Below are 20,306 nucleotides of genomic sequence, written 5' to 3'. Positions count from 1 at the left end.
GCTCGTCAGGCGCCGCTTCCCTCATTCTGCTCTGTAAATTGCCTATTCTCTTAAATCCTACCTGTTTAGTCGACTATCTTATCTGCCATTTTAAAGCGGCCTTCCGAACGTTGTCAAACCTTTTCTTCCGGGCTTCCCTGCCGCCATCCGGCGATGCACACCGGTTTGCCCACCTTGAGCGTATAGCCGGTCGCTGTAAGGGCTCCGCTCGCCGGGTCAATGAAGAAGGAGCTGATTCCGCCGCCGTCCTGATTCGCGCACAGCAGAAGCCGCTCGTTCACAACCGCAAAGTTCCGGGGCGTCTTCCCGCCGCAGTCAAACCATGCCGGGCTGCCCAGCTTCCCGCTCTCACGGTCAACGACAAACCGGACCAGGCTGTCCGAGCCGCCCCGGTTAGAGCCGTACAAATAACTGCCGCATACTGAAAAATGCAGATCCGCAGCCGTGCAGTCCTGCGCGCTCACATGCTCTGGCAGCGTAGAAATCCGCTGGATAGGCGTCAGCCGGCCCTCTTCCGCTTCAAGTGCATAAACCGTAATCGTGCTGCTGAGCTCGTCAATGCCGTAGGCACGCTTGCCTTCTCTGTCGATCACGAAATGGCGCGGTCCTGTGCCGCCGGCCAGCTTCACTTCCTCATGCGGCTCCAGCCGGCCCTCTGCGAGCTTATAGATCACGATCTTGTCCTGGCCCAGGTCCGAGACATAGACAAACCTGCCCTGCGCATCCGGAATGGCGGAGTGGGTGTGCGCCTTTTCCTGCCGTTCTGAATTAGGACCGCTGCCCGTATGCTGCACTCTCGACACCAGTGCCTCGAGGCTGTGAGTCTCATCCAGCTTGTAGCTGCTGACCTGCGCGCCCGAGTAGTTGACCGTCACCAGATACGAATCCGGCGCAAAGGCAACATGGCAGGGGTGCTCCCCGCCCGTTGGCAGCCGTTTTTGTTCGGTTAACTTTCCGTCCTCCCCGATCGCATAGCTCACAACTTCTCCTTCCTCCGTCTCCGTAACCGCATACAAATTGCGGCCTTCCGGATGGACCGCCAGGAAAGAGGGATTTTCCACACCGGCCGTGCTGCTGAGAATGTGCATTTCCCCGGTGCCCTGATCGACAGAAGCCAGATGAATTCCCGGCTGATCTGCCGCCGAATAGGTACCTATGTAGAACTTCCAGTGGTTCGAATCTGATTGAGCAGGCATGATAGCATTGCACTCCTTTTCCTAATAATGGATGAATAAAATCCCGCATGAAAAATATACCATCCCGCCCCTTGAAACGAAATGCAGACGTCAGAATCAGAAACAGGAAGTCGCTGGCAGGATATGCTATAATGATTGCGTTCTGCTCCGGCAGTGGACCTGTCACCCCTATTAACTTTAGTATAGAGAGGAAGACCCTTATGGACGTCACCACGATTTTTGGTCCAAATACCCTGCGGATTCTGGTAACGGTTATGACCGCCTTTATTGCCCTGTCCGTCATCTTTGTGCGTTTGAAGGCAAGCAGCAGACCTGTTACGATCCGAAAAATCATCATCCCGCCCGTCGGCATGGCCACCGGGGCACTGATGTTTGTCTATCCGCCTACCCGCATCCCCTTTTGGTGGGGATTGATCGCTTTTGCAGTAGGCTGGCTTCTTTTCTCTTATCCGCTGATCAAGACAACAAAGTTCGAGCTGAAAGACAGCGAGGTCTACGTCCAGCGCTCTGCCGGCTTTGCCTTTATCCTGCTGGGACTGCTCGTTCTGCGGCTGCTGCTGCATGAAGTGGTTCAGGATTACGTCTCCATTCCGCAGACAGCCGGCATCTTCTTCCTGCTTGCGTTCGGGATGATTACCCGCTGGCGGCTGTATATGCTCAGGGAATACTATAATATTAACCCGCCGCAGGCTCAGAGCAACTGAGGCCCAAGCAACGGCAAAAAGCCGCAGCGCACCGAGTGGTGCCTGCGGCTTTTCCTTCCTGCCGGTCAGCCTTAAGGGTTCTGTATAGCAACGCCCCTCTTGGGATCCTTACTGCTGTTATTGTTGACCAGAAGGGGAAGCATTTTGGTTCCCTTCTCCATGGATGCTGAGCATAATGGACAGACGGGAGTGTAGTCAAACGCAAAGTTATCCCTCATCCAGCCGTTGCATCCGTCACTGGTACAGGACCAAATTGGCGTAAGCTCCTGGGGTATTTCTTCAGACGTTTTTTTACGGTAATTCATGTTTTCCCTCCTAGGTCAGAATAAAAAAAGAAACTGCCCTTAACTTTCAAGTTAAGGGCAGAATTCTCCGGCATGCTTACAGTTTAACAACGTTGTCAGCTTGTGGGCCGCGGTTGCCTTGAACGATATTGAATTGAACGCGTTGGCCTTCGTCAAGGGTTTTGAAGCCTTCACCAGTAATTGCGCTGAAGTGTACGAATACGTCGTTACCGCCTTCAACCTCGATGAAACCAAAGCCTTTCTCTGCGTTAAACCATTTCACTGTACCAGTTTCCATGGATGAATTCCTCCTCAAGTAAATTAATATGTTCCCTTTTTCCTTATCAATGCAGCTGAACCCCAATCTCCCCGGAAGGAGCCCATAAATTCATCTGGCAGAGCAAAAAAAAATTCACACATTGAAAAAAGTTCCATCTTCAAAGTGACACTCTTTTCAATAGGTGAATATCGAGGTGAATATCGCTTAAGAACTGTTAACAATTAATAATATTATACCGCTCCTCCCAGAAAAAAGCAAACGAGCCTGCTTATCCAAAGTTCCGCCCCCTGCGCTGTTCTCTTTATCCTATGCAGCTTCATTAATAAGAAGACCTAAAAAGCTTAAAATTTATAAATCAGATTAGTTGACGGACCAGGTCTTGTTTGCTTCCGTTTCTCCCCTGTTGTTTAATTAAAGGAAAGAAAATGATTGGCTGGGAGCTGATTAAACATGAATGAATCCAATGCTGTAATTGAGCTGCTGATGAAGCACCGTTCAATACGAAAATATACCGGCCGCCCGGTGGACCGCTCCACCCTGGAGCAGATTGTGGCCGCCGGACAAATGGCGTCCAGCTCGAGCCATGTTCAAGCCTACAGCGTGATTGCAGTCACGGATCCGGAACGCAAAGCCAAGCTGGCCCAGCTCTGCGGCGGGCAGGCCTATGTGCAGGAATGTCCTGTCTTCCTGGTCTGGTGCGCCGATCTGCACCGCTTGAAAGACGCAGCCGTCCGTTATATGCCTGAGCTTGAAAGCCACGAAGGCTTGACCGAGAATTTCATTATCGGCACCGTCGACGCTTCGCTTGCGGCCCAGAATGCCGCCGTCGCCGCCGAGTCTCTGGGTCTCGGAATAGTATACATTGGCGGAATCCGCAACCGGATTGGCGAGGTCACCGGGCTGCTGGAGCTGCCTGAGCTTGTCTATCCGGTATTTGGCATGTGCCTCGGCTACCCGGATCAGGAGCCGGTGAGCCGTCCCCGCCTGCCTGTCGGAGCGGTGCTGCATACCGACCGTTACGACAAGGAGGAGGCCGACCGCCATCTTGAGGCCTATGACAAGACAATGATTCAGTATATCTCCGAACGGACCGGCGGTGCACGGGATACGGCCTGGACCCGGTTAATGGCGGACAAGATTACAGGGCTGGCCCGGCCTCATATGCGCGAATACCTTGAGCAGCAAGGCTTTAAGCTGAAATAACCAAACTGGACCATGCTGGAATATGCCCCCGGTAACAGCAAAGCTCCTCTTGTGCTATAATAAATATAAGAAACGATTTATTTGAATTTATTTGAACAGAGATATAGATTCAAATTAGATTTCTTCACATGTGATGGACAGGAGTTTTGCAGGATGAGAAACAAAAAGAGTTTTCCAAACCGTATATACAGGGCTTTCAAGCTTAATTTTCTCCGCCTGTTCCGGACTCCGGGCGGGGTGAAGAAGATATCGCTCGGCTTCTCCATCGGCTTCGGCCTGGAGATGATCGTCATTTCGACCGCCTGTCTGGTTTATCTGATCTTCTATCCTGTCGTTAAGATGGCCGGAGGCTCCATACCCGCCGCCATTATCGGCAACGTGGTCGGGAAGCTGACCTTCCTGCCGATCATCTTGATGCCGTTTGCGAAGAAGCTTGGCGAGTGGATTTATCCATCGTCTTCCGGATCTGCCACCGTTAAGGAGGCCTCGATCCTGGATATTTTTCAGGGCAATTTCGAAGCCGTCAAAGCCATCCTGCATGGCGGTCTGCACATCCTGATCGGCATGACGATCTTTGGCATCCTGTCTGCCTTCATTTCCTATTATGTCATCCAGTTCTTCCACAACCGGAATCATAAGCGCCGGCAGGCCAAGCGCAGAAGAAAGAGAATGCTCGTGTCGGAGACTGTTTCGAGCTGAGCCGTACCATGAGCTGAAAATCGAGTAGGAGGGGGCGGCTACCCCCCGTCCTCTCACACCACCGTACATGCGGGTCCGCATACGGCGGTTCCAAAAGGTTAACAAAGCTCCATGTAACGAGAAAGTAAACTTTTCAGCCCTTTCGCTTCCCAGTAGGAAGTCGGAAGGGCGTTATTTGTGTTTCGGGACATTCCCCACCCACCTCGTCTATAATTGGCCATAACAAAACAGGCCCACTCCGGAACGCCGAGTGCTCGCACCTCGCGAATTCGGGTTCGCACTCGTTTCCATTGTTTCCACAAACACATTCGCAATCTCCTTCGAATCCACTGGTCTATTCTTTCACAGTGGTTCTTGGCAGAAGCTATCCGGAAGTAGCCAATCCAGCCCATGAGGTAACGATTTAATCGTGAAATCCGCTCTTCCATCGATATGGCGCGGGTGCGATTCTTCAGTTCTCGGATTTTCTCCTTAAACCGGGAGATCGTCTTCGGGGCTAGGCGAATCGTTGCCTGTTTATTAGACAGGAAACTGAAACCCAGTAGCTTGCGGTTCCACGGCCTGTCTACCGCACTTTTGTCCCTATTCACTTTCAGCTTCAACTTTCCTTCCACAAATCGAGTGACCGATTCCATGACCCGTTCGCCTGCTCGTTTACTCGCAACAAAGATATTGCAGTCGTCTGCATAGCGGACGAATCGCAAGCCCCTCTTCATCAGTTCTTTATCTAGATCGTCCAACAGAATGTTCGCTAGTGCCTCATCAGACAACCTTGATCTTATTTTGCTCACGTAATATAGCGGTATGACGTTGGTTTTTATTTCGCCAACGAAGATATGCTTGAATGGCTGAACCCAGATCTTTATGTTCGGAGAAGTCGCTGCCCTCCAGTACAAATTTTCGAAGCGGGCCAAAGTGGCATTCTATTCGGTTTAACCACGAGGCATACGTTGGCGTAAAAACCAACTCTACGTTGTTTTCGCTTGCCCAGGCCTTCACTTTCTTGTGATGATGCGGCGAGAAATTGTCGAGGATGATGTATAGTTTTTCCGAACGATGGAAGCGTCTTCGGAGCACTTTGAAGAAACGAAGAATATCGGCGTGTTTCTTCGTTTTAGAGGCGTGACCCTATAATTTATTCGTCTTCAAATCAAGTGCTGCAAGGAGATGGCGCACTCCATGTGGTCTTGTGTACGTAGCGCGTAACCGATTCGGACGACGTTTTTGAAACCAGCCTTTCCCTCGATAGGGCTGAAGAGAAAGAGGGCCAAATTCGTCCATACAAATTACGCGCTCGTCTGCTGGAGACGATTCGTAGAGCGTTTCGATTCGTTTTTTTTAACTTCAAATTCAGGGTCAGTCGATTCCTTCCATGTCTTGGTGTGTTGGTACGTAATTTGAGCCTCGTCTAGAATAACCCTTATCGTTTCAATAGAAATTGACGAAACCAGGCCTCGTTCTTCGGCCGCTTCTTTCAATTTAGAAAGCGACCAATAAGTAAAGGGATATCCGATGGTGTGCGGCAGAATCTGCGCCAAATCAATGATAGCCTCCCGTTGTTACACGGTGAATGTGGGTGGTCGACCTCCGCCATAGTTTGGTTTAAGCGAATCTAGCCCCTCCGTGTTGAAACGACGAATTGTCTTACGGATATGTTCACCAGAAATATGATAGAGACTGCTGATTTCCGGCACCTTCATTTTTTGAGTGGAAGCGAGAATGAGTAAAGCACGACGAACCTCGACCGGATCTGTCCCTCTACGAGCCAAATGCAAAAGTCGATTACCTTCTTCGTTCGTCAATTCACGCACGTACAAATTCATAACAATCCCTCCGAGTCGTAGTCGTTATGGTTAATTACCCATTTCTCCAACTACGATCTCGGATGAGGCACTAGGAGCAGCGCTTGGTGCAGCAGCGGCCTTTTGCGGCGCTAATATTACAACAGACAAACAAGTCGCAAGAAGAGGATGTTTTAACTTTATGAAGAACATGGCACGCCTTCATGGTATAATTCACTAAAATGGTAATAATAAATAGTTATGGTATATATTTTCCCAATCATTATTAGGGGTTATGTTATGAAAGTGTCCAAATTTATACTACTTGCATCTATTTTAGTTTCAACATTAACTGCTTGTTCAGAGGTTAAGAACCAAAGCCAAGCTGCAAGTACGCCTGCGAATTTACCAGAAAGCAAAGCAAGTTTAACTGACACTCAGTCGTTTCCAACTACGGTTTATATATCAATTTATAATCCGGGCTCAAAAAAACCGCAGCCAGAGCTAATCTCGGTTCAGAGTGATGAAGCTATATTAAAGCATGTGAGTGACTGGAAGGAAGGTAATTCGCCTACTATACTTCCTTCAGCAGAGAAAATCGATCGTATTTATGTATTTCAGTATGATTATGAAATGGACGGAACGACAACCGCTGAGTACTATATGTACATTACTGATTCAGAGGGGACTGATTATATCAAAGAGTTTAAATATAATGAGGCTTTCCAGAATACTACCGATAAGGAACAGATCTTAGGACAAATCGGTTCTGATAATTGGTTCAAAGTTTCTCCGCGATCTAAGCTGCTAGAAACCTAAGAACCTCCGGCTTTAGCCGGAGATCTTCGACAATCAACAAAGAACCTCCGGCTTTAGCCGGAGATCTTCGACAATCAACAAAGAACCTCCGGCTTTAGCCGGAAGTTCTTCAGCATGCTTTTTCCGCGGGAATGGAGGGTCTTGGTGTTTAAGCTTAGTATCCCAGCTCTTTTCTTGCTTTCGCCCACTTCTTGTTCAGATCGTCGAACGCTTTGTTCAGGTCCTTGGCCGTTACCAGATCCTGATCAACGCTGCCTGTGCCCAGGGCAATCTCGGCTTTGTTGGCGATTTCGTTAAAGCGAGGGTCCACTGCTACAGCTTCAATAAACGTAGGATTGGAGGCTTTGAATTCAGCCAGCTGAGCCACTTGCGGCTCTTTGGTCTTGTCGATTGGCATAAAGCCGGAGTCGGTGTCATAGCCGGATTCCTTAACGAAGAAGTTCACCCATGCGATGGCAAGCTCTTTGTTCTTGCTGTCTTTGCTTACGCCGATAAAGTAGTCGCCGCCGAGCGGTGCGTTGTATTTGCCGCTGTTGTCATATGGCAGTGGGAAGAAGCCGATGTCGTCGGAGCTTGCGCCTGCTGCTGCAACCTGCGGGATTACCCAGTTGCCGAGGAAGTACATAGCCGCTTTGCCGGAAGCCACTTCACCTTTGGACATTTCCCAGTTGTTGGTGGAGAGGTCTTTCTCAACCCAGCCTTTTTCCACGAAGGTGCGGGCGATGTTGATCAGCTTGCCCCAAGGGCCGTCCACCTGGAATGGATCGTCTTTGGAGATCAGCGTGTCCGTCCATTTGGCGTCGCCGGCTACATAAGTGTAGGAGTTCTCACCCCAGTTGCCCATCGGCCACTGTGCGCCGTAGTTCATGTACAGCGGAATGATGCCTGCGTCTTTCAGTTTCTGTGCATCTGCATACAGCTCATCCAGCGTGGCTGGAGTCTTGTCGATGCCGGCTTTCTGGAAGGCCTGTTTGTTATAAACAATGCCCTGCGTGTTCACGCCGGTCACGATGCCGTAGCGTTTGCCCTCATAAGCGTCATAATCTGCAAAATAAACGTTATCGAACATGTCGTCTGGCAACGCTTCGTAATATTTCGGCATCTCGCTTGTCGCCATAGCGGAAGGAATCATGTTGACGTCGCCCGCTTCGCCGGTTGTCAAACGAACCTTGATGTCAGTCGCATAGTTGGTTAATCCTTCAAACTCGATTTCTGCATCCGGATATTTCTCTTTGAACTTCGCAGCGTATTTGTCCATGGTGCCGTCGTTCACGAGGTCCGTGCGGTGGGTCAGCACTTTGATTTTGCCGCTTAAGGTTTTGCTTGTGTCTGTGGATGCCGCTGTATCCGTCGACGCGGATGCCGTGCCCGCATTCCCGCTGCTGTCCGCAGAGGAAGCCGAATTGTTATTGTTGCCCCCGCCGCAGGCCGACAGCAATGTTGAAGCCATAAAGAGAGAAATGACTGCGAGTGAAATCTTCTTCACCAAACTCAACCCCCATACAATTATTTGGTGTTTCTGTTTCGGCGCCATTCGTGACAGCGCTTACTGTTATCGCTTACATTTACTGATTATAAGGATATTGGGATTTAACAACAGGTTCTGGATTTGTTTTTCTTGTCATTAATTGTGGTTCTGCAAAATAGCACCGCTGCGCTTCAGAAACGCAAGCTCCGGCGCCTGCATCCGCTCCAGGTTGCGGGCAATCAGCTCGCTGCGCTGGTCCACACAGGCCCGGGAGCGGAGCGGATCGGCCGGGGTATTTTTCACATAGTCAATCAGCTGGCTGATCGTCGTTGATGCAGCATGCACTCTTGTGTCGGAAGAAGCATAATAAATGTACACCTCGCCGCTGTCCCTGGCAATCACTCCATTGCAAAATACGACATTCGACACGTCGCCGACCCGTTCCTCCCCTTCAGGTGCGATCAGATAACCGCCCGGCGCATAGGTGACGCGTTCCGGCTGCTCCAGATCAGTCATAAAGGCGTAAATCACATACCGCAGACCCGCCGCTGTATTCCGGACGCCGTGCGCGATATGCAGCCAGCCTTCAGCCGTCTTAATCGGCGCAGGTCCCTGGCCGTTCTTGACTTCCTTGATCGTGTGGTATTCCTTCGCATCAATAATCGTCTCGTGATCAATCACAGCCGGGTTCATGCTGTCCGACAGGCCCCAGCCGATGCCGCCGCCACCGCCTGTGTCAATAAATCCGTCCTGCGGGCGGGTATAGAACGCATATTTGCCGTCCACAAACTCCGGATGCAGGACGACGTTGCGCTGCTGCGGAGAGGAGGATTTCAGGTCAGGCAGCCGCTCCCACGATTTCAGATCCTTCGTCCGGACAATGCCGGCCTGCGCAACCGCGCTGGACGTGTCTCCCGGAGGGGCATCCGGGTCCTTGCGCTCCGTGCAGAACAGCCCGTAGATATAGCCGTCCTCGTGCTTCACCAGGCGCATATCATACACATTGATGTCCGGATCGTCCGTTTCTGGCAGCGCCACCGGGTAGTCCCAGAAGCGGAACCCTTCCGCCGGTGAATCACTCTCTGCCACAGCGAAAAAGGATTTCCGGTCCGCTCCTTCCACCCGCACCATCAAGTAAAACTTTCCGTCCAGCTCAATCGCTCCCGGGTTAAAGGCTGCGTTCACGCCCAGCCGCTCAAGCAGCAGCGGATTCCGCTCCGGGTCCAGGTCATACCGCCAATATAGCGGCGCATGTGCGCTGGTGATTACCGGATACTCATGTCTGCTGAAAATCCCGTTCCCGCCCGGAACCGCCGGGTTGCTGCGCGTGATCAAAGCCTCCTGCTCCTCCGCCAGCCGGCGGAGCTTGTTCATCCATTCGCTCATTCGTTCTCCTCCTCAAATGTGGTACTTTGAAAGTGTGTTGTTAGTCCGCCTTGCGCTTGATCGCTTGAATCCGGTTCAAAGCCTCCATGCACGCGCGGCTGTTATGGTACGGGCATTTCCAGGCGCCGGCCTTCGGCTGGCCGTCCGAAATGACGGGCGTTCCGTCGCGCCGGACCTGCCAGTGCCACTCGCCGCCTTCACGGTCGCTGACAAAGCGGGTGATAAAGGACCAGCTGCTGCGCGCTGCCTGCAAAAAGGCCTCCTCTCCTGTCAGCTGATAAGCGTTCAGGTAGCCGACCATCGCTTCGGCCTGCGGCCACCAGTCCTTGGAGTCGTCCAGATGAGCGCCGTCATACTCGTTAAAAATCCCTCCGTCGCTGTCGGTGCCCTCATCCAGTGTCGCCTCTGCCATCGCCTGCGCCGCCTCGTTCACACGAGTCTCCAGCGTCTCATCGCCCAGCACCTCGGCGGCTTCACACAACAGCCAGCTGCCTTCAATATCGTGGCCGTAGGAAACGTCCGGCGACTTGGAGTTCCACTCGTCGTCGAAGAACAGACGGAAGTGGGACGTGTCAGGGTCGATGATCTTATCCAGATGGACCTCGATCAGCTCCCGCAGCCTGCCGCCCAGCCCCTCCGCCGGGAACACCCGGTACAGGTTGGTATAGGCTTCAAGGACGTGCAGATGCGTGTTCATGGACTTCCGCTCATTCAGATCTTTGCCGCTCAGCGACAGATCGTCGGTCTCGCTCCAATCCCGGGCCAAGGCCTCCACGTAGCCGAGATGGACGGGATCGTAAGCATAGCGCTCCAGCAGACGGTACAGCTCCACCGCCCAGTCCAGCGCTTCCTGGCTCTCACTGCTTCCTGCGCCGTCCGCGCGGACATATTCCGCCAAGGCGTAGATGACAAAGGCCTGACCGTAGACCTGCTTCTTGTCCTGAACCGGCGCGCCGGCGGCATCTATCATCCAGTACAGGCCGCCGTATTCCGGGTCGCGGAAGGATTCGCGCAGGGTCTCATAGGCCCGCTGTGCCATCTGCAGATAACGTTCGTCCTTGCACTCCCTGAAGGCCGCCGCAAACGTCCACAGGATCCGGGCGTGCAGCACCAGCCCTTTGTCCGCCTCCGGCCGGATTTCGCCGCGGCTCGTAATCTCGCCGACAAACCCGAAATGCTTCTCATCCACGGTACGCTCCATCCAGTAGGCCAAAATGTTGTTCACCAGCTCATCCTTCAGCTCGCTGCTCCACTGGTCCAGCTCCGCCAGGCTCCTCTTCATCTCGTTCAATTCCCTCTCCCCTTCCCGTTCAGTTCGAAGCATTCAAAGCCGACACCTGCTGCGCATAATGCTCACGGATCACGTCAGCTGCGCTCTTGCCGTACATGCAGTAATCATCGTTCTCCGCCGCTTCCGCCGCATCATAAAGTTTGGCCGGCCAATCCCACAGCATAAAGCCCTGCACCCATTTTCGCTTCGCGCAGGCGGCGAACATGTCCTCGTAATACCGCTTCTGCGCTTCTTCGGACGGTGCGCCGGCCATCGACCAGTCGTTTGGACGGCTTGGCGAGTTCTCCCGGCTCGGGCATCCGGCCTCCATGAAGAAGAACGGCTTCTGCCACTTGTTCAGGACACCTTCGATCCGGTCCAGCTCCTGCTCCCATTCCCCAAGCGGATAGTATCCGCTGGAGGAGATCAGGTCGACATCATCCCACCAGCTGACATGTCCTTCCTGATACTTGTCGCAGTTGTAGGTGATCAGCCCGCTGTAAATGTCCCGCACCTCGGCGATCAGCGCCCGCCATTCGTCTTCCCGCTTGTCGGTCTGCACCATTTCGCAGCCGATGCAGAGCATCTCGCAGCCCTCCTCCTCGGCGATTGCGGCATAATGCCTGATGAACCGGCCGTAGGACTGGAACCACTCCCGCCAGCTCGGCTCGCCCGGCACCTCATGGTCGAAGAAGGCAATATGCGCCCGCCAGGTGCCGTTCCGGACATTGACCACCGGCTTCAGGCACACCTTCAGCCCCAGCGATTTGGCCTTCCGGATCGCCCAGCGCACCTCCGCGTCCGTCACTGTCGGCGCTTCCTCAAACGGAATTTCCGTCGACTGAGCCGTCTCCTGCAGAGCGGACAAAGCGATTGCCGTCCAGTTCACGCCGAGCTTCGCCATCTCCTCCATGGAGAATTCGGCCTCCGGTGTATTCCAGGTGCCGCGCACCCCCGTCCAGCCCCAGGTCATCCCCGCAGCCCAATCCTGCCAAGGCTCCTTGCTGCTTGTAACCATAAGCTCACTCCCTTTTATTGAAAATTTATTTATTTCACCGCTCCGCTCGTTACTCCCGCAAAAATATACCGCTGCAGGACAAGGAAGATAATAACGGTTGGAATAAAGATGACCAGGATGCCGGCTGAAATCACGTTCAGCTGTGCGGCGTTAGGCCCGACAAAGGAGTAAATCGCCGTCGAAACCACCCGCAGCTTCGGACTTGGCATATAAAGATACGGTGTATAGAAGTCGTTATAGATCGAGATGGTCTTCAAAATGATAAGCGTAGCCGTCGCCGGAGCCAGCAGCGGAAAAATAATGCTGCGGTAAATCCGGAACAGCGAAGCTCCTTCGATCATGGCGCTTTCGTCCAGATCCCGCGGAATGTTGTTGACGAACTGCAGATAAATAACGATTTGCAGCACGTCAGCTCCGAGATAGAGCAGGATCGGAGCGGACATGTGGTTGTAAGCGCCGATAAACTTGATCACGCTGAAAGTCGCAACCTGTGTTGTAATCATCGGGATGATCTGGGCGACCAGGTACATGCCGATGATCGGCTTTTTCAGCTTGAAATCAAAGCGGCCCAGCGCATAAGCGACCATGGTGCCCAGCACGACGTTGCCGGCAATGGAAGCAACCAGGATGATGGAGATATTTTTAAAGCCGAGCCCCAGCTTGCCGACCTTGAATACCTTGCGGAAGTTGGAGAAGTCAAACCAGTTATGCGGCAGCCGGAGGCCGGACTGGTAGTATTCCACCTGGGTTTTGAACGCGCCGATAAGCACGGAGTAAATTGGGAAAAAGACGACAAACAGCGCGACCAGCAGAAGCAGGTACTTGCAGACCTTCCAGAGTTTATTTTCGTTAGCCATCTTTACTCTCCCCCTCTAAACAGCAGCTTGCGCTGGATGAAGATAAAGAACATGACGATCAGAAGCAGCACAACGGCCATTGCGGAAGCCAGTCCCGCCTGCTGGAATTTAAACGCCATATCGACCGTCTTCGAGACAAAGGTGTCGGTGCCGTTTGCGCCAAGCATCATAATATAAGGAATATCAAACGCTTCCAAAGCACCGGTTAACGTAAGGATCATCATCATTTCAATGACGGAGCGGATGCTCGGAACGGTGATGAACCGGAACGCCTGCCAGCCGGAGGCCCCGTCGATTTTGGCCGCTTCATACAGGTCAGCCGGAATGGACTGCAGAGCGCCGATGAAGATGACCATGCTTAAGCCGAAGAACTTCCATACCGAGATAAAAGCGAGTGAAACGTTGACCAGATGCGGATTGCCCAGCCATTCCTGCTGCCAGCTTCCCAGCCCGATCGACTGCAGGAACAGGTTCAGGGAACCGTATTCGGAGTGGTAAACATTTTTGAACATAATGACGATCGCTACGCTGTGGAGCACGTAAGGCAGAAACAGCATCGCGCGGAAGACGTTCCGCCCTTTCAATTTGCCGGTCAGGATGACCGCGAAGAACAGGGCCACTGCGGTCTGGATCAGGCCGCCGACGAAATAATAGGCGTTGTGTTCAAACACGCTGAAGATTTCCGGACGGGTAAACACCTCTTTGTAATTGGCGAAGCCGACCCAGTGCATTTCCCAGCCCAGACCGGTCCAGTCAGTGAAGCTGTAGTACAGCAAGGAAAAGGCCGGATAATAAGAGAACATCAGCGACAGCACAACCGGTATCGTCAGAAAACCGAATAAGATCAAATAGCGCTGCGCCTTGTAGCTTAAATTGAACATAGACACCCCCGCTTTCTGCATTGATGGTTACAGCAGTACACACTTTAGTAATCGCTTACATTATAGCGGGAGGCCGATTGGCCTGTTAATGGACTGTGTTTGTTTTCCTTGTCTTGAATTGGGTTTGATGTGAAAAACTCCTCCTAATGAAAAAAGAAACCCGCGCACGCAGCGCAGGTTTCGCCTTCATCGCTACCGTGCCCGCTCCCGGTACTCCTTGGGCGTGCAGCCGGCCATCTTCTTAAATACCTTGTTAAAATAAGCCGGGTCGGCATAGCCCACCTGCTCCCCGACCTCGTACGTCTTGAGCCCCGGCTCTTTCAGGAGGAGCTCCTTCGCCCGCTCAATCCGGACGGAGATGATGTAGTCGGTAATCGTCTCCCCGGTCTCCGTTCTAAACAGCTTGCTCAAATAGCTGGGCGTCAGGTAAACCGCATCCGCCAGCCTCGACAGCTCCAGCTCCTCCTTATAGTGCTGCTGGATGAAGACCTTGACCGTCTCCACCGCCCGGTTCTCCTGCCGGTTCTCCTTCAGAAGCCGCAGCAGCTCTTCGGTCCGGGCAAGCAGCGCGGCCGAGAATGCCTCCCAGTGAGGATAGGCGGCCGGAATAAACAGCTGCGCTCCGGCACCTCCGGAAGCCGGGCCTGCCGCAGATGCTGCCGGGTGATCCGCTTCGCTCTGGTCGCTGCGCAGCAGCTCGAACAGGACCGAGCACGCCTCGGTGAGCTCCTGCCAGCCTGGACGCTGCGCCTCAACCTCGCGCAGCCACTGGGTCAGGATGTCCCTGATCCGCTCCGCATCAAGCAGCTCCAGCGCCGGACGCAGATTCTTGTCAATCTGCTTGTAAATATGCGGGCTGTCCGCCGCCGTTTTGGAGCGTTTCAGCCCTTCAGCCATGGTCACCGCCTTAATGCTCCGTTCATACCAGCTGTACTGCAGGCCGGCCCGGGCTTCCTCGTAGGCGGCGCGGAGCCCGCCGGCTCCGGTTTGAATGCAGCTGACGCCAAGCCGGACGGTATGATGCTGCGGCAAGTACTGAAGCAGCGAGTCCCCCAGCTCCCGCACCGTCCGCTCCTGCTCGCCGGGATTCACCGCGGCGATGATCAGCGTCTGCCCGGGCTCCCACTCGATGAGGCGGCAGCTTCTTTTCCAAACGGGGGTAAAACGCATCAGGCCGTCCCGCGACAAATCCGTCTCCGAACGGAGCAGAAATACAGCATACCGGTCATGCAGCTCCTCCGTTTCCTCCAGACGGAGGAGCGCCTCCTGGGCCACGGGCTCCCGGAGATGCAGGGCATTCATGCCAAGCAGCAGCCGGATGCGCTCCCTGGCCGACACCTCCTGGCGGGCCTTGTCCTGCTCAACTGCGTCCCTGATCCGGTTCAGCAGCTCGGTGAGCTCTTTCTGGTCCACCGGTTTAAGCAGGTAATCTTCTACGCCGTACCTGATCGCCTGGCGGGCGAACACGAAATCGTTAAAGCCGCTCAGAATCGCAAGCCTGGTGCCCGGGCTTCGCCTGCGGAGCTGCTCGATGAGCTGCAGACCGTCCATCTGGGGCATTTTTATATCCGTAATCAGGAAATCCAGCGGAAAAGTACCCAGCCGGTCAAGCAGCTCCTGCGCGCTTGCGAATGTACCTGAAACCTTGAAGTCGCTTCCGGTCAGTTCGATCAGCTTCGCGAGGCCCTGTCTGATTCTTTCCTCATCGTCTACCACAGCTATATGAATAACCAAGGGGTTCGCCTCCATCCTGCGGGAGAATAAGAAATTTGGGGGAATATTTAATCAACATGTCTGTTTTCCAGTATAATCACTTGTAAACCTGCCATCCAGCATAGAGGAGGAGAGAGGCGCGAATGGAACCGTATTTCGACTTTACTTTCGCCAAAATGTACTATCATGTGTCGCCGGAAGGAGCCGGCCAGCCTCTTTACGAGCAGCCGGCCGTCCGGATGTTCGAGGACCAGCCGCTCCGCGAAATGCTGAGCTCTTACGGGCAGCAGGTACAGGCTCTATCCCTGGAGCTTCCGGCTTCTTTCGTCGGAACCTCGCTCTGCAGGCTGACCTTAATTCAGCTGCTGTTCGCCGCCCAGTACGACAGGCTGATCGATCTGCAGCCGGACAATCTGGTCTATCAGGTAGAGAAACCCGGAGATTACGCCTATTTCGGCTACAAGATTAAGGAGGTCCGTTCGGACGAGATTCCGGCCGGGGAGCGCTCTTCTTATCTGGCCCGCCATTGGGAGCGCTATTTCGGGATGTTTATCACTCCCGCGATTGAGAAGATTGCCGGGGCAGCCGGGCTGAAGCCTGATGCCATCTGGCAGCAGTTCGGCGGACAGCTGAACTTTGTTATCGACTTCCTGGCCGCAAACGAGCCGCGACAGGAGGTCGTGGAACGCTTTATGCAGGACAGCCGGCAGCTCAAGGAAATGGCGCCGGAGTTGTTCCGCCGGAGAAGAAATCCATATCACCACCCGCCAAGATATGTGGAGAGCCCGCTGAATCCGGGGGAAAAGTGGCTGATCCAGTCCTCCTGCTGCATGTATGACCGCCGCGCGGGCGGAAGCAGGTGCTACACCTGCCCGCAATTGACGCCCGCAGAGCGGGAAGTCCGAAGGCAGGCCATGCTTGCCGAAGCGGGAAAATAAGCCAGCCGGCTCGCGGCGGGGCAGCCGGCCTGAGGCCGGTTCCCTCCCCTGGGACAGGGGCGGAACCGGTTTTCTTTTTCTAAGAGCGGCTACTGGTTTCTCAGCGTTACCGTTACTACGGTGCCGGTCCCTTCACTGCTCTGCAGGCTCAGTCCGTAAGCCTCCCCGTACCGGAGCCTGATTCGCTCATGTACATTCCGCAGCCCGATCCCCCTTCCGGCCGGATAATCGTAGCGGGTGCTGCGCAGCGACTGCCTCAGCTCATAGAGGGTATCCTCGCTCATGCCGCTGCCGTTATCGATAATGCGGAACACATGGTCGAGATCCTTGCCCTCCCGGCTGTGTTCGATCCGGATCACCATGTTCTCATTCGACTCCTGAAGCCCGTGGTAGACGGCATTCTCCACGATCGGCTGGAACAGCAGCTTCATGACGCTCATGCCCGCCGTTTCCTCCGGGTCCGGCAGGATCAGCTCAAACCGGTTGCCGTAGCGGTAATTGAGCAGCTCGACGTAGATGCGCAAATGCTCCCATTCCTTCTCAATCGGCACAACCTCGGTGCCGCCGGACTGGAAGCTGTAGCGGAGCAGCTTGCCCAGCAGCTGGGTCATATCCCCGACCTCAATATCATCATGGATTACCGCAGTCATGCGGATGGACTCCAGCGTGTTGTATATAAAATGCGGGTTAATCTGCAGCTGCAGCGCCTCAAGCTCTGCTTCCTTCTTACGCTGCTCTACCTCGTAAATATCCTGGATCAGCGCCTTCAGCCGGAGCAGCATCCGGTTGAACGCATTTCCGACAACGCCTGCCTCATCACGCCGGATCACCGGAAAAACAACGTCGAGGTTGCCCTTCTGGACCTCTTTCATCAGCCGGGTTAAGGAGCGCAGCGGACGGGTCAGCGCAAACACCATAACCAAGGAAATGAGCAGGGCAAAGCTCATAATGATAATGGCCGTGACAATCGTCAGATTCCGGGTCTGCACCGCGTCTTCCATCAGGTGCTGCTCGGGTATGGTGATGAGCACCTTCCAGCCCGTCCGGGAGGACTGTTTGTAGATCGTTACGGCCTGCTCCCCGTCGACCTCTCCTTTAAAGCTCCCCTGCTCTCCGGACATCCGCCGGGTCAAATCGCTGCGCGGCATGCTTTGGGCCAGATATTTCTTCTCGCTGTCGTAGATCACCCTGCCGCTGTCGTCGATAATCAGTGTGGTGCCTGCTGTGACCTGGTCCAGGTCCTTGACGATATTCTCGATAACGCCGATGTTGGCGTCTACCGCGATCATGCCGAGCGGCTCGTAATTATCCGGATCGATAATCGCCCGGACTACAGTAAAGACGTAGCGCTTTGTATTGGCCGTCTGCGTAACCTCCTGGGTGCTGACCAGCACCGGGGTGCCGTTCGCCGCATCGGCAAGCTTTTTCCACTCCGGGTAAACTGTGCTTAGATCCGAGCGGATGTACAAGCTTTTGGAGGCGTAGTAGACATGTCCAAACCGGTCGAACAGATAGACGGTATTGGTGCCGCTTTTGACATTATTCAGAAAATAAATGCTGTTCCCGATCTTCTTCTGGATATCAATCGCCCACTGCTGATCACCGGGCAGAATGCTGGGCGTGCCGCTGAGTGCCTCGCTCTGTCCCTGATAATGGCTGTTGGACATTTTGAGACCGGTCTTGATCTCCCCCAGGTAAGACGGGATAATCGAAATCTTCTTCATATCCTCCATATAGTCGTCCAGCTTGGTCATCATCTGGTCAGACAGCTGGGAGGCGTAGCTGACGGTCGTATTTTCAATCGAGCTTGAATAACGGAGAGCCGACAGATAGCTCAGCACCCCGATCGGTAAAATAATCAGAAACAAAAAGACGATCAGCAGCTTCGTCTCCATCCGGTTTAAGGCTTGAGAATACCTGGTCCCCAGCCTCAACTTCCAGCCTTTCATCAGTCGGCCCCCTTGAATGTAGAGAAATGAGTAATGTAGAGAAATGAGTGCGGTTTCATTATAAGGGCCAAGTCTTGGTAGAATAAAGGAGAAAATTTGTCATAGGAGGTTAGAATGATAAAACTAATTCAGGAGCGTGGAGTTTATGAGTAGTCGATTAGAACAAGACATCATTTCAACAGCGGAGAGCTTTGCGGCAAATTTTTCTGATAGAGGCAATTTTGATTTTAGTATTCAAAGTCTACGAAAGCTGGACGATCTTCTCGAAGAGTTAGGTAATTATAAACTAGATAACCATGCATTAGATTCTGCTTCGTCTATGGCGGGAAGTTACATCTTTGAAGTGGCCAGAAGGAATTATGGCGGCCGGTACTTTTGGGTACAAGATAGAGACCAGCCTGTTTTAGTTACCGGCGAGCCGGAATATTCCATTTCAATATTTGCATTCGATAAAGTTAAAGGCCGCATCCAGAACGGTAAAGAAGATGATATCCCCTATTATTTTGACGGCTATATTGAGGCAGTTAAGAAAGGCAAGCAAACCGGATACAGCGCTACTATAGTTTAGATTATAGGAGATTAACCGCAAACCGCCATGAAGGCGGCTTACGGTTTCTAAACTGAATTAGGCCAGAGTATCCGGCCATTAAGGCTTCGTCACTTCGACACCGTTCAGCACGACTTTGTAGCTGATGTCTGCTTTCAGGGAATCGGACACGGCGCAGTATTTCTCTTTGCCCATCTCGATCGCTTTCCAGATCCGGTAATCCGGAATGTCGCCTTCGACGCGGAAGGTCAGCTGAATAGCGGTGAATCCCGTTGGGTTCTGCTCTTTTCTGGCGCCGTCCGCCTCGATCTCAAGCGATTTGATGGAGCCCAGAAACTGATCCAGGATCATCGTTACGTCAATTCCGATACAGCCGGCCAGCCCGGCCAGCAGCAGCTCCATCGGCGTAGCGCCTTTGCCGTCGCCGCCGTATTTCGGTGTCGCGTCCATCCCGATCTGGTACCCGGAGTCTCCTACCGATGTAAACAATCTCTTTCCATTCCAAGTTGTCATAACCTTCATGTCGTATCCCTGCTTTCTCATTTATATCAGACCCTCTTAATGCTCCTGCAGCTGCCGGATGAACTTTCTCGCTCTCTCCGACTCCGGATTCTGGAAAAAGATCTCCGGCGACTGCTCCTCCACAATGACGCCGCCGTCCATAAAGACGATCCGGTTCGCCACCTGGCGCGCGAACTTCATCTCGTGGGTGACGATGACCATCGTCATCCCCTCCTTCGCCAGCTGGCGCATCACCTCCAGCACCTCGCCCACCAGCTCGGGGTCCAGCGCGGAGGTCGGCTCGTCGAACAGCATAATGGCCGGCTCCATCGCCAGCGCGCGGGCGATCGCCACCCGCTGCTGCTGCCCGCCGGACAGCCGGGACGGGTACTCGTCCTTCTTGGCAAGCAGGCCGACCCGGTTCAGCAGCCGCTCGCCGATAGCCGCCGCTTCCTCCTTCTTCATCTTCTTGACGGTCAGCAGCGACTCAATGACATTGCCCAGCGCCGTCTTGTGGGGATACAGGTTAAACTGCTGAAAAACCATCCCGGTATGACGGCGGATCTCCCGGAAATTCGCCTGCTTCTTTCTGGCCGGCATCGCGGCATCCACCTGCACGCCGTTCACCTCGAGCGATCCGCCGTCCAGCTCCTCGAGCCCGTTCAGGCAGCGGAGCAGCGTGCTTTTTCCGGAACCGCTCGGACCGAGCAGCACCACAATCTCCTTGGGCGCCACCTGCAGGTCAATGCTTCTTAACACCTCTAAACCGTTGAAGGACTTGGACAGCCCGGTTGTTTGAATCATCATCTTAT

Annotated in this window: 21 protein-coding genes and 2 pseudogenes; 6 read left to right on the top strand and 17 right to left on the bottom strand. The window is 53.7% G+C overall.

Annotation, left to right across the window (positions count from 1 at the left end; translation table 11 throughout):
* Positions 1-113: 113 nt before the first annotated feature.
* Positions 114-1,196, bottom strand: a complete 1,083-nt coding sequence (locus tag FCN15_RS11410; RefSeq protein ID WP_138495138.1) for a lactonase family protein — start codon at positions 1,194-1,196, stop codon at positions 114-116.
* Positions 1,197-1,396: 200 nt separating this feature from the next.
* Here FCN15_RS11410 and FCN15_RS11405 point away from each other — a divergent pair, with 200 nt between their 5' ends.
* The gene (locus FCN15_RS11405; protein WP_138495137.1) at positions 1,397-1,900 is read left to right on the top strand and encodes a CcdC family protein; all 504 of its coding nucleotides are present in this window, start codon (positions 1,397-1,399) and stop codon (positions 1,898-1,900) included.
* 71 nt (positions 1,901-1,971) lie between these two features.
* Here the strand turns inward: FCN15_RS11405 and FCN15_RS11400 are convergent, their stop codons facing one another.
* Positions 1,972-2,205, bottom strand: coding sequence for a cold-shock protein (locus tag FCN15_RS11400; RefSeq protein ID WP_138495136.1), 234 nt, complete (start codon positions 2,203-2,205; stop codon positions 1,972-1,974).
* Positions 2,206-2,281: 76 nt separating this feature from the next.
* The gene (locus FCN15_RS11395) at positions 2,282-2,482 is read right to left on the bottom strand and encodes a cold-shock protein (protein WP_138495135.1); all 201 of its coding nucleotides are present in this window, start codon (positions 2,480-2,482) and stop codon (positions 2,282-2,284) included.
* Positions 2,483-2,914: 432 nt separating this feature from the next.
* On the opposite strand from FCN15_RS11395, the gene nfsA reads away from it, so the two are divergent.
* Together nfsA and FCN15_RS11385 are read left to right on the top strand one after the other, a co-directional pair.
* Positions 2,915-3,667 carry an oxygen-insensitive NADPH nitroreductase gene (gene nfsA / locus FCN15_RS11390; RefSeq protein ID WP_138495134.1) on the top strand — a complete coding sequence of 251 codons (753 nt, stop codon included), beginning with the start codon at positions 2,915-2,917 and terminating at the stop codon, positions 3,665-3,667.
* 153 nt (positions 3,668-3,820) lie between these two features.
* Entirely contained in the window at positions 3,821-4,366 is a 546-nt protein-coding gene (locus FCN15_RS11385) for a DUF2062 domain-containing protein (protein WP_138495133.1), read from the top strand.
* 98 nt (positions 4,367-4,464) lie between these two features.
* On the opposite strand, the pseudogene FCN15_RS11380 reads toward FCN15_RS11385, so the two are convergent.
* The 4 genes and pseudogenes from FCN15_RS11380 to FCN15_RS11365 form a co-directional block, all read right to left on the bottom strand.
* Positions 4,465-5,121: pseudogene (locus FCN15_RS11380) on the bottom strand (group II intron maturase-specific domain-containing protein); the annotation flags it as partial.
* A gap of 7 nt (positions 5,122-5,128) precedes the next feature.
* Positions 5,129-5,470: pseudogene (locus tag FCN15_RS19700) on the bottom strand (transposase); the annotation flags it as partial.
* Positions 5,471-5,652: 182 nt separating this feature from the next.
* Positions 5,653-5,904, bottom strand: coding sequence for a hypothetical protein (locus tag FCN15_RS11370; protein WP_138495132.1), 252 nt, complete (start codon positions 5,902-5,904; stop codon positions 5,653-5,655).
* Positions 5,905-5,925: 21 nt separating this feature from the next.
* On the bottom strand, positions 5,926-6,189 hold the full coding sequence (locus FCN15_RS11365; protein WP_138495131.1) for a helix-turn-helix domain-containing protein: 264 nt from the start codon (positions 6,187-6,189) through the stop codon (positions 5,926-5,928).
* 258 nt (positions 6,190-6,447) lie between these two features.
* Here FCN15_RS11365 and FCN15_RS11360 point away from each other — a divergent pair, with 258 nt between their 5' ends.
* On the top strand, positions 6,448-6,966 hold the full coding sequence (locus FCN15_RS11360) for a hypothetical protein (RefSeq protein WP_138495130.1): 519 nt from the start codon (positions 6,448-6,450) through the stop codon (positions 6,964-6,966).
* A 154-nt stretch (positions 6,967-7,120) separates the two neighbouring features.
* Here the strand turns inward: FCN15_RS11360 and FCN15_RS11355 are convergent, their stop codons facing one another.
* The 7 genes from FCN15_RS11355 to FCN15_RS11325 form a co-directional block, all read right to left on the bottom strand.
* On the bottom strand, positions 7,121-8,416 hold the full coding sequence (locus tag FCN15_RS11355; protein WP_238996635.1) for an ABC transporter substrate-binding protein: 1,296 nt from the start codon (positions 8,414-8,416) through the stop codon (positions 7,121-7,123).
* Positions 8,417-8,590: 174 nt separating this feature from the next.
* Entirely contained in the window at positions 8,591-9,820 is a 1,230-nt protein-coding gene (locus FCN15_RS11350) for a glycoside hydrolase family 130 protein (protein WP_138495128.1), read from the bottom strand.
* Between the two features lie 40 nt (positions 9,821-9,860).
* Positions 9,861-11,144, bottom strand: coding sequence for an AGE family epimerase/isomerase (locus FCN15_RS11345; RefSeq protein ID WP_420819569.1), 1,284 nt, complete (start codon positions 11,142-11,144; stop codon positions 9,861-9,863).
* Entirely contained in the window at positions 11,131-12,108 is a 978-nt protein-coding gene (locus FCN15_RS11340; protein ID WP_138495127.1) for a glycoside hydrolase family 113, read from the bottom strand. Before FCN15_RS11340 ends, FCN15_RS11345 begins: the two co-directional genes overlap by 14 nt.
* Before the next feature lie 29 nt (positions 12,109-12,137).
* Positions 12,138-12,965, bottom strand: coding sequence for a carbohydrate ABC transporter permease (locus FCN15_RS11335; RefSeq protein ID WP_138495126.1), 828 nt, complete (start codon positions 12,963-12,965; stop codon positions 12,138-12,140).
* Positions 12,966-12,967: 2 nt separating this feature from the next.
* Positions 12,968-13,846 (bottom strand): carbohydrate ABC transporter permease, encoded by an 879-nt coding sequence (locus FCN15_RS11330; protein WP_138495125.1) that lies wholly within the window; start codon positions 13,844-13,846, stop codon positions 12,968-12,970.
* A 192-nt stretch (positions 13,847-14,038) separates the two neighbouring features.
* Positions 14,039-15,580 (bottom strand): response regulator, encoded by a 1,542-nt coding sequence (locus FCN15_RS11325; RefSeq protein WP_162515348.1) that lies wholly within the window; start codon positions 15,578-15,580, stop codon positions 14,039-14,041.
* Positions 15,581-15,702: 122 nt separating this feature from the next.
* On the opposite strand from FCN15_RS11325, the gene FCN15_RS11320 reads away from it, so the two are divergent.
* Positions 15,703-16,497 (top strand): (2Fe-2S)-binding protein, encoded by a 795-nt coding sequence (locus FCN15_RS11320; RefSeq protein ID WP_138495123.1) that lies wholly within the window; start codon positions 15,703-15,705, stop codon positions 16,495-16,497.
* An 89-nt stretch (positions 16,498-16,586) separates the two neighbouring features.
* On the opposite strand, the gene FCN15_RS11315 is transcribed toward FCN15_RS11320, so the two are convergent.
* Positions 16,587-18,446, bottom strand: coding sequence for a cache domain-containing sensor histidine kinase (locus FCN15_RS11315; RefSeq protein WP_138495122.1), 1,860 nt, complete (start codon positions 18,444-18,446; stop codon positions 16,587-16,589).
* A gap of 145 nt (positions 18,447-18,591) precedes the next feature.
* On the opposite strand from FCN15_RS11315, the gene FCN15_RS11310 reads away from it, so the two are divergent.
* Positions 18,592-19,014 carry a hypothetical protein gene (locus FCN15_RS11310; RefSeq protein ID WP_138495121.1) on the top strand — a complete coding sequence of 141 codons (423 nt, stop codon included), beginning with the start codon at positions 18,592-18,594 and terminating at the stop codon, positions 19,012-19,014.
* 78 nt (positions 19,015-19,092) lie between these two features.
* On the opposite strand, the gene FCN15_RS11305 is transcribed toward FCN15_RS11310, so the two are convergent.
* On the bottom strand, positions 19,093-19,515 hold the full coding sequence (locus tag FCN15_RS11305; protein WP_138495192.1) for an OsmC family protein: 423 nt from the start codon (positions 19,513-19,515) through the stop codon (positions 19,093-19,095).
* Between the two features lie 36 nt (positions 19,516-19,551).
* Complete coding sequence (locus FCN15_RS11300; RefSeq protein ID WP_138495191.1) at positions 19,552-20,298, bottom strand: amino acid ABC transporter ATP-binding protein; 747 nt, start codon at positions 20,296-20,298, stop codon at positions 19,552-19,554.
* Positions 20,299-20,306: the final 8 nt, after the last annotated feature.

The sequence above is a fragment of the Paenibacillus pinistramenti genome, assembly GCF_005869875.1.
In the GTDB taxonomy this organism is placed as follows: Bacteria; Bacillota; Bacilli; order Paenibacillales; family Paenibacillaceae; genus Fontibacillus; species Fontibacillus pinistramenti.
This window is presented reverse-complemented; position numbering and strand designations above follow the sequence as displayed.

Coding starts and splice junctions, on each gene's coding strand:
- FCN15_RS11335 (WP_138495126.1), bottom strand. CDS start 12,965: ATGGCTAACGAAAATAAACTCTGGAAGGTCTGCAAGTACCTGCTTCTG.
- FCN15_RS11345 (WP_420819569.1), bottom strand. CDS start 11,144: ATGCTTCGAACTGAACGGGAAGGGGAGAGGGAATTGAACGAGATGAAG.
- FCN15_RS11395 (WP_138495135.1), bottom strand. CDS start 2,482: ATGGAAACTGGTACAGTGAAATGGTTTAACGCAGAGAAAGGCTTTGGT.
- FCN15_RS11405 (WP_138495137.1), top strand. CDS start 1,397: ATGGACGTCACCACGATTTTTGGTCCAAATACCCTGCGGATTCTGGTA.
- FCN15_RS11340 (WP_138495127.1), bottom strand. CDS start 12,108: ATGGTTACAAGCAGCAAGGAGCCTTGGCAGGATTGGGCTGCGGGGATG.
- FCN15_RS11365 (WP_138495131.1), bottom strand. CDS start 6,189: ATGAATTTGTACGTGCGTGAATTGACGAACGAAGAAGGTAATCGACTT.
- FCN15_RS11410 (WP_138495138.1), bottom strand. CDS start 1,196: ATGCCTGCTCAATCAGATTCGAACCACTGGAAGTTCTACATAGGTACC.
- FCN15_RS11355 (WP_238996635.1), bottom strand. CDS start 8,416: ATGGCTTCAACATTGCTGTCGGCCTGCGGCGGGGGCAACAATAACAAT.
- FCN15_RS11330 (WP_138495125.1), bottom strand. CDS start 13,846: ATGTTCAATTTAAGCTACAAGGCGCAGCGCTATTTGATCTTATTCGGT.
- FCN15_RS11400 (WP_138495136.1), bottom strand. CDS start 2,205: ATGAATTACCGTAAAAAAACGTCTGAAGAAATACCCCAGGAGCTTACG.
- FCN15_RS11350 (WP_138495128.1), bottom strand. CDS start 9,820: ATGAGCGAATGGATGAACAAGCTCCGCCGGCTGGCGGAGGAGCAGGAG.
- FCN15_RS11360 (WP_138495130.1), top strand. CDS start 6,448: ATGAAAGTGTCCAAATTTATACTACTTGCATCTATTTTAGTTTCAACA.
- FCN15_RS11385 (WP_138495133.1), top strand. CDS start 3,821: ATGAGAAACAAAAAGAGTTTTCCAAACCGTATATACAGGGCTTTCAAG.
- FCN15_RS11305 (WP_138495192.1), bottom strand. CDS start 19,515: ATGAAGGTTATGACAACTTGGAATGGAAAGAGATTGTTTACATCGGTA.
- FCN15_RS11315 (WP_138495122.1), bottom strand. CDS start 18,446: ATGAAAGGCTGGAAGTTGAGGCTGGGGACCAGGTATTCTCAAGCCTTA.
- FCN15_RS11320 (WP_138495123.1), top strand. CDS start 15,703: ATGGAACCGTATTTCGACTTTACTTTCGCCAAAATGTACTATCATGTG.
- nfsA (WP_138495134.1), top strand. CDS start 2,915: ATGAATGAATCCAATGCTGTAATTGAGCTGCTGATGAAGCACCGTTCA.
- FCN15_RS11310 (WP_138495121.1), top strand. CDS start 18,592: ATGAGTAGTCGATTAGAACAAGACATCATTTCAACAGCGGAGAGCTTT.
- FCN15_RS11300 (WP_138495191.1), bottom strand. CDS start 20,298: ATGATTCAAACAACCGGGCTGTCCAAGTCCTTCAACGGTTTAGAGGTG.